The 8,652-nt window shown below is 57.3% G+C and carries 5 protein-coding genes and 1 pseudogene; 2 read left to right on the forward strand and 4 right to left on the reverse strand.

Annotated features, from left to right (window positions below):
- Window positions 1-184: 184 nt before the first annotated feature.
- The 3 genes and pseudogenes from ACGYK7_RS18645 to ACGYK7_RS18655 all read right to left on the reverse strand — a co-directional run bounded on the left by ACGYK7_RS18645 (window position 185) and on the right by ACGYK7_RS18655 (window position 3,020).
- Window positions 185-1,054, reverse strand: a complete 870-nt coding sequence (locus tag ACGYK7_RS18645; protein WP_394403902.1) for a hypothetical protein — start codon at window positions 1,052-1,054, stop codon at window positions 185-187.
- A gap of 58 nt (window positions 1,055-1,112) precedes the next feature.
- Window positions 1,113-1,496, reverse strand: a pseudogene (locus ACGYK7_RS18650) (sugar transferase); the annotation flags it as partial.
- Window positions 1,497-1,742: 246 nt separating this feature from the next.
- A complete protein-coding gene (locus tag ACGYK7_RS18655; RefSeq protein WP_394403898.1) occupies window positions 1,743-3,020 on the reverse strand; it encodes a replication initiation protein in 1,278 nt (425 codons plus the stop codon).
- Between the two features lie 578 nt (window positions 3,021-3,598).
- Between ACGYK7_RS18655 and ACGYK7_RS18660 the strand changes: the two genes are divergently transcribed.
- Both ACGYK7_RS18660 and ACGYK7_RS18665 read left to right on the forward strand, forming a co-directional pair.
- Window positions 3,599-5,002 (forward strand): AAA family ATPase, encoded by a 1,404-nt coding sequence (locus ACGYK7_RS18660; protein ID WP_394403899.1) that lies wholly within the window; start codon window positions 3,599-3,601, stop codon window positions 5,000-5,002.
- The gene (locus ACGYK7_RS18665) at window positions 4,980-6,062 is read left to right on the forward strand and encodes a ParB/RepB/Spo0J family partition protein (RefSeq protein ID WP_394403900.1); all 1,083 of its coding nucleotides are present in this window, start codon (window positions 4,980-4,982) and stop codon (window positions 6,060-6,062) included. Before ACGYK7_RS18660 ends, ACGYK7_RS18665 begins: the two co-directional genes overlap by 23 nt.
- A 1,246-nt stretch (window positions 6,063-7,308) precedes the next feature.
- Here ACGYK7_RS18665 and ACGYK7_RS18670 read toward each other — a convergent pair.
- Window positions 7,309-8,424 (reverse strand): tyrosine-type recombinase/integrase, encoded by a 1,116-nt coding sequence (locus ACGYK7_RS18670; RefSeq protein WP_394403901.1) that lies wholly within the window; start codon window positions 8,422-8,424, stop codon window positions 7,309-7,311.
- Window positions 8,425-8,652: the final 228 nt, after the last annotated feature.

The raw sequence follows: 8,652 nt of genomic DNA on the forward strand, positions 1-8,652 counted from the left end.
GCTTTTTGTCAATGCTCATACGTGGGTCTCCTTATAGAGCAGTTACCATGCCAGAGCACAAAATTCAGGACAGTCCCCAGGAAATGCTCGTAGAGCACACGCGCGCCTCCGCTTCTGGGGTAAGCTGTTGGAGGATTATCAAATCGCGACCTTGCTGCGAGAACTGCGCGCTTAACTCGGCTTCCTAAGCGCGCAGCGCAGCCATCTGTTGTTGTGACCGAAACAAGTCCTCCCGGCTTAGCTGAAGCACGGCTTGAAACCTTGCCTCGAACGCGCGTCTAAGCGCAGGTTCCTCATCCATACCATCGAGAAGACCAGCAAGCCGCGCAACCGCAGAAGCATTAACCTTTTCCGTAGATGTCACCGCCGCTTCCAGAACCGCACTCCGTCTCTCCGACGCTGCACGCGCTTCCTGCACCGCCGCAATACGGCCATGCAACTCTTTGGTCTGCCGCTCCACCCCCCGAGGGGCCGCGACCGAAACCAGTTCCGTGCTCGCATTGAATGCGGAGCCCTTCGTTTCTGCGGTTTGGAGTTTGGCCTGCATAGCCGTGACGCGCTCAGTTAACCAACTCACCGCTTGTTGTGCCGTCTTTGCCTGCTCTTCGATTTGATGAGAGACGTAGAGTTCGACGATGGTCTCTGCGATCAGCGCGGCTTTGCGGGCACCTTCACTTTCGGCCGTGACATGAAGCACCCGGCTTTGCGGAATGTTTCGGATGGTGACTGCTTTGAGTAATTTCGAGATCACCGCATCCTGTACCCGCTGCGCTTCTTCCGGTCGAAAGCGCGCGCTGAATTCCACGTCTGAGGCAAGATTAAGCCGTTCGACCACCTGTGCCAGCAGCACCCGGCCCCGCAACACTTCGACTTCGGAATTCAATTCCGCCCTGTCGCCGGACAACCGCCCCGCACCATTCGGAAAGTCGATGATCTGCTCTTGCTCGAGCAATAACCGAAGTACCGCGGTCGCATGATAAAGGTGCGTGGCTAGGATATATGCGTAGAAAGCGCCGATCAGCAGCGCGGTAAGACTCCCGCGGCAACCAGCCATTTGCCCCGCCAGGGACTCGCCGTTTCCCCATGATGCCGGGCCGAAGGCTCTTGTAGATGCCAGCGCTCATCCCGTAGCGTCGCAGCTCCTCAGGCTCTACGGGGCGAGGGCCGACAAAACTCATTTCTCCGCGCAGCACATTCAGGATCTGAGGCAGCTCATCCAAACTGCTACACCTCAGAAAGCGGCCCAGTTTGATGATCCGGGGATCATGATCGAGCTCATGTTTCAATGCCCATTCCTTGGCAGCGGCGGGGTTTTCGTCGAGATAATGGGCAAGGTGCTCTTGGGCGTCGGCCGCCATGGTACGGATCTTGCAGCAGCGAAACGCGCGCCCCCCTTTTCCCACCCGCCGATGCCTAAAGAACGGCGCACCATCATCGAGCGCGACCACCCCCGCGAGGGCAAAGATCACCGGCAGGAGAACAGGCAACAAAACCATAGGAAACGCGATGTCGAAGGCGCGCTTGCCCCATCGCGCATAAGCGGTTCCAGACCGGCCCGTTGGGAAAGACCGCGCCCCGGCTATGGATGACCTAGTGTTTCATAACGGCCGCCTCCCAACCCGCGCCAACGCGGAGACGGTTGCTGCAAGAAGCGCTGCCGAGAAAGTGGGCTACAACCAGCCAAACGGCACCTTCGTGCAAAAAAATTGGCTAAAATATTACGGAGGCAGGTTAAGGAAACCTTAAACGCCGAAGGGCGCCTCATCCGCGAAAGCATCCGGGAGCAGATCTTCCCAGAAAGCCCGCATCTCCGACGCGCAGAGCGCCGCCTTCCAACCCAGCCGAGAGAACTCTGATTTCAGAAGCTCATCGCTCAGCCAAGCCAAGAACAGTTTTCGGTCCGCATCGCGCTGTGTGGGGGAGCGGGATTCGACGATTTTCTGCACCCGCGCCATGATCGCCGCGCGCGCTTTGCGTTCTTCTTCAACCACTTGCGCGCGTTCTTCTTCCGCAGCATCGGTCTGCGCCGTTTGCGCTTTACGCACCACCGCCGCGGCTTCGGCCTTGGGCGAAGGGGCTGCGGGTTTCTCTGACTTATAGTCGTTCTGAAGCGCCGCCCTTAGATATCCCACCGGGCTGTCGATGCCCCCCCTGCCCTTTAAATAGGTAATTTTTTCCGAAACATAGTCCTCACCATGTTCGGAAATCCATTGTCGCGCCAACCGGTCTGAGACGCCCAAATCCATAAGCGCGGTATAGACGGCCCCCTGCCGCAGCCCTTCCCCATCATCAATGTCGAGCATGGCAAGCTGCGGGTTCTCTTTGATGAGAAACCGGATCTCACTGACCTGCCGGCCCATCTTGTGCAACTCAGGCGTGATCAGGATGTTCGAGGTTTTGTTCACCTCCGCCACGGCTGGCTTAATGATCTTGGCATTCAGGTGTTTAAAACTTTCGTAATAGGCGCTGCCATCGACCCCCATAAGCCGGCGAAACAGATCAATCGGCCACCACCCCGTCGATCCGGTGCGCAGAAACCGATAGCAGTTTTCATAAAGCGCCAGCGCATGGCCGGAGGTGAACCGCCGCTGGATATTCAGATTAATGAGCGCAAAGACCTTCGGGTCATGTAGTTTTTCCGCCAAAGCTGGGGAATAGGCATACTCACAGACCCCCGCCGACAGTTTCGCATAGGACAAAAGGGCGGAGACGCCCCATTCTTGCCGCCCGTTGGCGTCCAACATATCCCATTCCGCCGTGGTCTCGGCCAAACTGCGGAGGGACTGTTTCAACGTGTCCATGTCGTTGGAGTTATAGCCCACCATCATGCACAGGGTCCGCGCATCGATCTGATGTTTGTTGCGCGTCACAAGCGTGTCATAGGCATTGAGCAGAAGAACGTTGCTTAGCTTCCGCTGTAGTAGCGTCAGCTTACCCGAGACGTGGATCGCCGCCACGTTCTTCTTCACCGACTGGCGACGGAGCGCGCCGGTCAATTTGTCATGGGGGATGCTGCTCATCTCGGCCTCTGCTCTGCCGCCACCGCCCCGACGCTTTGCGCTCTTGGGTGACTTCACCCCATTATTGCGCAAAAGGTTCCCAACCTCAATCAATCAATGGGGACCCGTTTACAGGGCAGATACATCCCGGAAACGGGTCCCTTACAGTATATTTGCCTTACTCGCGTGGGCCGACAGAAGAAAACGCGGGCTTGGAAGCACGAAATAACGTTCCAAAACGGCCCTCCCGACGATCGGTTCCGCTCCCCCCGCGAATCGGAACCCGTTCCACCGCTTACAGGTACTGGCGAACCTGTAAGCAGGTACCCATAGACCTGCAGAGTGGTACCTATCTTACCATAGTGCATTGATAAAAAAGAGTTACCTAGGCCTAAAGATTCTAAATCTAGTAAACAATAACAAACTATGTGAGCCTCTGTTAATATGGATTTCGATTTCAAGCGGCCGGTTTCGCATGCGAAACCGGCAAGAGGTTCACAACATGTACAGCATGCCTTATTGTTTCCCATTTCCAAAAAGATGTGCGACAATGTGGGTGATAACATCGAATAATGATGATCTGACCGAGGCATCGCAACATGGACAAGAAGTCGGGCACCCGCCTGCCCCCCTATTTCAATCTCGACCCTGAAACCGCAGCCGCGAAGCTTAGCGATCCGGTAGACACTGCCCGATTCGCCAAAGCCGCTGCTTTCGCTGGGCGCGGAAGGGCAGATCTCGCTAAACGTGGGTATGCCCCAGATGGCCAGAAGAAGCTCCGAAAATTTTCGACATGGGAGATTTGCCGCTACCTCATCCCTGTAGCCCCCGCCCACCTGCGTAGGGTGTTGAACAAACACCCTGAGCTTCCACAAGGCGAGGGAGCCGGGAACGCAAAGCGGTTCAGCCTCGAGGAAATCCTAACGCTGCGAAATCACTTCGCTGAAGAAGGTGTCAGCACCAAGGAATACCGCCCCTATCGCCCCAAAGGGCTGCCCGCGAAAGTGGTTGCCGTTGCGAATTTTAAAGGCGGTGTTGGCAAGACCTCAACGGCGGCGCATTTGGCCATGTCTGCGGCTTTGGACGGCTACAAAGTGCTTGTCGTCGACCTCGACTCTCAAGGCTCGATGACCTCCATCATGGGCGGTCAGGTTCAGGATGAATGGCAGACCATCTTCCCTCTTCTCGCCCGTGATTACGCGATGCACGTGCAGGCCGAAAACCGCGTTCGTGCCGCGGCTGCGGAACCCGAAATTCCGATGGACGAAACCTTGAGCGAGGCATTGACGATCTCGCTTGAAGACGTCGTTCAAAAAACCCACTGGCCCAACATCGATCTCATTGGAGCCCAGCTCAATCTATATTGGGCAGAATTTCAAATTCCTGTTTGGCGGATGGCATTGCGGCATTGGGCCCTTTGGGATGCGCTGTCCTCAGCGCTTGATTCGGGGGGGGCGATGAATACATATGACATCATCCTGCTCGATACGCCCCCTGCGCTCGGCTATCTGACGATCAATGCTCTGGCTGCGGCAGATATTATCATGGTTCCCTTGGGCGCCTCGTTCTTGGAGTTCGATTCCACCGGTCGTTTCTTTGACATGCTCTATTCCACCTTCGCGTCGATTGAGGAAGGTGAGAACGCAGCACGGCGACGTGAGGGCTTACCGGAAATGAAGTTTGAATGGGACGTCGTGCGCGCGATCATCACGCGCTTTGACGCCAGCCAGCAGACTGATCTGGCAAACGTGATCCAGGCATATTTTGGTGATATGACAAACACTTACCGTCAGGAGTTCACGGCAATGGTCGGGCAGGCCGGAGAAAGTGTGAACGGGATTTACGAGGCCGATTACCGGGATTTTAACCGTGAGACCTATACCCGCGGTCGGGAAACCTTTGACCGAACCTATGCCGAGTTCAAAGAGATTTTGCTGGGCGCATGGTGGCGCGATGATCAAGAGCGGAAGGAGGCCGAGAATGGCGAAACGCAGACAGCTTGAAGTCCCCTCGGCGGAGGCACTCAAAGAGATCGAAGAGGGTTTCGCGCGCGAAACCTCCCGGATTGGTACTCGCGCGCCGATCGCCGATGTCGCAGCGGATGCGGCCCGGCATAAAGACCCCCTGCCCCAGCATCTGCGTGAAGAAAATGCGCGGGACAAAGCAGACGCAAAGGCGCTTCGACTGGCGCGGGAAAAGGGCCTCGTTCTAACTGAAGTGCCGCTGCATGAGATCACCGCCGATGCGCTAAGCCGTGATCGTTTGAAGATGGATGAAGAAGACCTTGCCGAACTCCGACGGTCAATCGCTGACCATGGGCTTCGCTTGCCGATCGAGGTATTTGAGCCGTCCAATCCTGACGCCGCGGGGAAATATGCTCTGATTTCAGGCTTCAGGCGCCTTGCCGCCATGCGCGAATTGAATGCGCTTTCGGGGGGTGAGCGGCATCAGACGATCCCGGCTTTCGTGCGTAAACCGGATACGCTGGCCGATGCGATCGTTGCTATGATCGAGGAGAACGAGGTCAGGACTGGGCTCAGCCAGTATGAGCGCGGGCGGGCAGCCGCGATCACAGTGCATGATGGAGTTTTTGCCACTGTTGATGAGGCCGTTGCGATGCTGTTCTCGTCGGCCAGTAAGGCTAAGCGGTCTAAGATTCGATCCTTTGCTTTGGTTCATGAGGAGCTTGGTGACATGCTCCGTTTCGGACCCGAACTGAGCGAGCGCCAGTGTCTCCGTATTGCGACTGGTCTACGCGCGGGGCAAAGCGAGGCAATGCGGGAGGCGCTGGAATCCCATGCCGTGGCTACCGCTGAAGATGAATGGGGGGTCTTGGAGCCGTTAATCGAATCAGTCGAGGGTGTCGGCACTGATCGCAAACGCGGGGGGCGGCCTCGAAAAAATGCGGAACGGCCTAGGCAGATAAGCTTAGCCAATGATCTCACGATGGAGCGTGTGCGCACCGAAGACGGCTATGCCATTCGCATTCGTGGCGCGCACGTGAGCGAGGAGATGATTGAGCTGGTGATGGACCAGATCAAATATTTTCTTGAAGAAGCTTGATGCGTCGAGGGAGGTTTCGCGCGCGAAACCTCCCTCGACGCCTACCTCAAATCAGCTGGGTTTCGCACGCGAAACCTCTCCCCAACCCGAAACGGACCCTCCTTTAGGGTGTTGTCAATTCATACCTGAGAAGCTGAACTTCTTAGTTTTAAAACGAGGCCGCAACGCCCATCCTCGATACCTTCTAAGAGCACCACAACGGATTCACCGGCCCTATCTGCGGCAGGTTCGACATGACGCCAAGTGATACGGCAGGCATTTATTAGATGACCCGCGGGGAGATTGTCGCTTCTGCTACCGATCTGGCGGCGGTGCTGAAAAGCGGGGACGCGGTCATCCTGCCCGCCCTTTCGCCTGGCTAGAGTTATCCATTCCGCATCACAAGGGTGTTGGCGACGAGAACCACGGCTACAAGCGTCAAGGGACTGATCTGATGCTGGGGTCAGAATGCACCCTCCGCGGCATACCGTCGCTGGGTACCTACCGCTTTTCCGGCGGGGTTCCGTTGGGATCGGGTGCGCTTCGATGTTGGTATCGAACAGTTTGGCGGGGTCTATCCGCGGCGGTTGAACTACGCGATCTGGTCGACGCGGCGATCTGGACCGGCGCAGCGATCAATGTCGATGGCGTGGCCGGTGATGACCTGATTTCGCTGATGCAAAAACAGCATTCAAAGCGGCCTTCACCTCCCGCAACGCCACGGGCGAAGCTTATTGCGATTTATTTAAGCCGCTCAACTACGGAGGCGACTTTCCCCCCCTCACGTTAATGACATGCCGAACCAGCCTGTCGCGGTGATTAGTTGGGCAGGGCAGCTGCGCTATCGCGCGGTGTCGTCAATCGTAACATGGGGCGATGCGCGAATGAAAGCTCGGTGGGCGGGTGTTTCGCAGCGATCTTATGTTATCGGCGTGGCTCTGTACCGAGTTAAGCGAACGCATCAGCGATGCCTGGCTGTGCGGTGACGTAGAATACATACGCGCGGTTACCGACTTGCGCATTGTAAGAAAGAAACCGTCCGGAATTCTTGGCGTGGGCAGTGTCCTGAACAATCGGCATTTTCTGTATAGGGGTAGAGGACAGCTATGGACAAAAGAACAGTCTATCCGAGTAGGCGTGGCTCATGGCCGCTTACGCAAGTGAGCGATTGCGGCTCCCTTTGGTCCCACGTTGTAAGAAGTACAGCGAAGGCGGAGTGGCATCTCTGGACGTCTCTCTGCGGAGCATAGTCGAGAAGGGCAGGGTGTCAGAGACCGGCAGCCTTGGTCAGGTTCACGCGAAAACGGTCGCGGCGGCGCTGGTAACGGCGGGTCATTTCGGCGGAGGCGTGTCCGAGCTGCTTCTGGACATAGCGTTCGTCAACTTCGGCCGAACTCGCCAGACCGGCGCGCAGCGAGTGGCCGGAGAACAGCGCCAGGCGTTCCTTTTCGGGCAGGTCGGATAGGATGCCGGAGTCCTGGACGGTGCGTTTGATAAGCCGGGCCACATGTTTGTCGTTGAGCCGTGTTTCCGTGGCGCGTTTGCCATCCCGCGACGTGCCGACGAAAACTGGCCCGAAGTCTATTTTCGCAAAAAGCAGCCATTGCTCGAGAGCATGCACGGGGCATGTCTGGTCACTCGAGCCGCGGCCAATCTCAACCTCACGCCAGCCAGTTTTAGCGTTGAGAGTGAGGAGGGCGCCCTTGTCAAAGATCTCGATCCAGCCGCCAGAACCCGGCGTATCATCCTTGCCGACATCCAAGCTGACGATCTCGGAGCGGCGCAGCCCGCCAGCATATCCCAGAAGCAGGATCGCTCTGTCACGCAGCCCACGCAGATCGAAGGGCAGGGTGGCGACCATCGCCAAGATATCCTCAGGCAGGATCGCCTCTTTCTGCACCGGCGGGCGCGCGTGTTTGCGTTTAATCCCGGCGAGCACGGTCGCGATGTGACTGTCCTTTTGGTCAAGCGTAAATCCGCGCTGCGCGTAGCTCCAGGCAAGCCCGGATAGGCGGCGTTCGATTGTCGAGACCGATAGGGGGCGGGATGTCGACTGCAACGCGGAGGGGCGTGAGCCGGACGCCAGATCGGCGAGGTAGAGGCCGATCATCTCGGGCGACGGAGGCAGGGCTTCTGTGCTCTTCATCCGGCACCAACGTGCGAAGTGCGCCCAATCCTTCGCATAGGCCTTCAGCGTATTCTCAGACACTGACGCCCGGGCATAGACACGGGCCGTGTCCACCAGTCGATCAAGCGTACCGGACCCCGCGACATGGGAGGGCAGGGCGATACTGTGGGTTTCGCCCTGATCTTTCCCGTCGACGCGCGCGTCATTCAACTGCTCGGAGGGCGCTGATCGCGATTTCTCGGTCTCTGAAGGCATTTTTCACTGGATCCTGTCGGTCTGCCGGAATTCTTGAGACTGCGGTCCATTTGTTTTCAATGCTTTGCCGGTTTTTCATTTCGAGATTGAGTCGGAATTCATGAGACTGTATATGGGTGTGAGTCGCTATTCGTGAGACTACGCAGCATCTGTGCGTCGTTCAAGTCATGTCCGATAATCCCGTGCCTGACCTAGACTGGGAAGAAGCCGAGTTTCGCGCAAGAGTGC

Source organism: Sulfitobacter sp. 1A15299, assembly GCF_043556915.1.
Lineage (GTDB): Bacteria > Pseudomonadota > Alphaproteobacteria > Rhodobacterales > Rhodobacteraceae > Sulfitobacter.

What these genes read in the sequence shown, in the direction of transcription:
- ACGYK7_RS18645 (WP_394403902.1), bottom strand. Translation starts at nt 1,054, where the DNA reads ATGGCTGGTTGCCGCGGGAGTCTTACCGCGCTGCTGATCGGCGCTTTC.
- ACGYK7_RS18655 (WP_394403898.1), bottom strand. Translation starts at nt 3,020, where the DNA reads ATGAGCAGCATCCCCCATGACAAATTGACCGGCGCGCTCCGTCGCCAG.
- ACGYK7_RS18660 (WP_394403899.1), top strand. Translation starts at nt 3,599, where the DNA reads ATGGACAAGAAGTCGGGCACCCGCCTGCCCCCCTATTTCAATCTCGAC.
- ACGYK7_RS18665 (WP_394403900.1), top strand. Translation starts at nt 4,980, where the DNA reads ATGGCGAAACGCAGACAGCTTGAAGTCCCCTCGGCGGAGGCACTCAAA.
- ACGYK7_RS18670 (WP_394403901.1), bottom strand. Translation starts at nt 8,424, where the DNA reads ATGCCTTCAGAGACCGAGAAATCGCGATCAGCGCCCTCCGAGCAGTTG.